The organism is Arthrobacter bambusae (assembly GCF_022606295.1).
Classification (GTDB): domain Bacteria; phylum Actinomycetota; class Actinomycetes; order Actinomycetales; family Micrococcaceae; genus Arthrobacter; species Arthrobacter bambusae_A.
Genome location: NZ_JAHHZS010000094.1, coordinates 1 through 1,438 on the forward strand (window position 1 = coordinate 1; position 1,438 = coordinate 1,438).

Here is a 1,438-nt window from a genome sequence, read left to right on the forward strand (position 1 = left end):
TGAACTGGTCCCCGAAAGTTGGACTGGCTAAGTAAGATCCTAAGCCGCGAGGGCCTGGGCACGGTATTGCGCCGGGCTCAGGCCCTCGAGCTTTGTCGAGATCCGTTCGGTGTTGTACCAGCGGATGTACTCGTGCAGTGCCGCTGTCAGTGCGTCGGTGCTGATGAACCGGACACGATGGAAGAGTTCTTCTTTGAGATGACCGAAGAAGTTTTCCATCACGGCATTGTCGTAGCAGTTGGCCTTGCGTGACATTGATTGGACCGCTCCGGCAACGCTGAGGAGAGTCCGCCAGGAGTGATGCTGGTACTGGAATCCCTGGTCGGAATGCACCAGCGGTTTCTCACCGTCCTTGAGGGTCGTCAGCGCCTTACTCAGCGATGTGTTGGTGAGCTCCAGGTTCGGCGAGATGCCCAGGGTGTACGAGATGATCTGCCGGTCGAAGAGGTCCATGACCGGTGAGAGGTAGAGCTTGCGATCGCTGACGCTGAATTCGGTCACGTCCGTCACCCACTTCTGGTTCGGGGCGGTCGCTTCGAAATCCCGGTTGAGCACGTTCGGAGCGACGGCGCCTTGTTCGCCGCGGTAGGAGTTGTAGCGCTTCTTCCGCCGGACCTTGCAGACCAGCCCGAGTGTCCGCATCAGCTTCAGCACGGTCTTCTTCGCGGTCCTCCAGCCTTGCTTGGCCAGCTCGATGTGGACGCGTCGGTGCCCGTACCTGCCATGGTTCTTCTTAAAGATCTCCGTGACCGCGCTCTTGAGAGCCTCTTGCGGATCGGGGGCCTGGAGCCGGGCCTGGTGATAGAAGAACGTCGAGCGGGCAATGCCAGCGATGTCCAGGAGCAATTCCAGGCGATGTTGGGCCTTGAGAGCGATGACGGCGCGGACCTTTACCGCGGATCCTCGTCCCTCAAGGCCTGCACTTTTCCCAGGAACGCCACCTCTGCCCGCAAGCGCTCGTTCTCACGGCGCAACCTTTGCAGTTCTGACTCAGGCTGCGACGGCGCCTCGAAAGGCGACTTCGGGCGGCCCCTGGGCTTCGGACGCAGTCCGTCTTCGCCTTCATTCCGATACAGGCTTGCCCACTTCTTGATCAGAAGCGGGGACGACAGCTGGAACTCCTGCGCCAAGGCCACCTGGGTCTCTCCAGCCAGAAACCGCTGCACAACAGCGAGTTTGAACTCAAACGAAAACTGCCGCTTGGTTGGCTTGGCCACTAGCGTTGTACCTCCGCGAACTCTCCACCGGTCATATAACCGGCCTATGGCCCGCTTGCTCACCCCGAGCTTTGTGGCAACGGACTTCGCGCCCCAACCGGTCTCAAACAACGCTACCGCGGCCGCGCGCTGCTCCTCGGACAACGAACTGCTTTTTAACATGAAACTGCTCCCCGTAAGTCAGAACTGAATTCTCAGTCCAACTTTCGGGGAGCAGTTCA

Annotated in this window: 2 protein-coding genes; both read right to left on the bottom strand. The window is 59.8% G+C overall.

Features of this window, described 5'->3' with window-relative positions; all coding sequences use genetic code 11:
- Window positions 1–39: 39 nt before the first annotated feature.
- Window positions 40–846 (bottom strand): IS3 family transposase, encoded by an 807-nt coding sequence (locus KNN17_RS22230; RefSeq protein WP_241711084.1) that lies wholly within the window; start codon window positions 844–846, stop codon window positions 40–42.
- Between the two features lie 44 nt (window positions 847–890).
- Window positions 891–1,379 carry a helix-turn-helix domain-containing protein gene (locus tag KNN17_RS22235; protein ID WP_241711087.1) on the bottom strand — a complete coding sequence of 163 codons (489 nt, stop codon included), beginning with the start codon at window positions 1,377–1,379 and terminating at the stop codon, window positions 891–893.
- Between the last annotated feature and the right edge of the window lie 59 nt (window positions 1,380–1,438).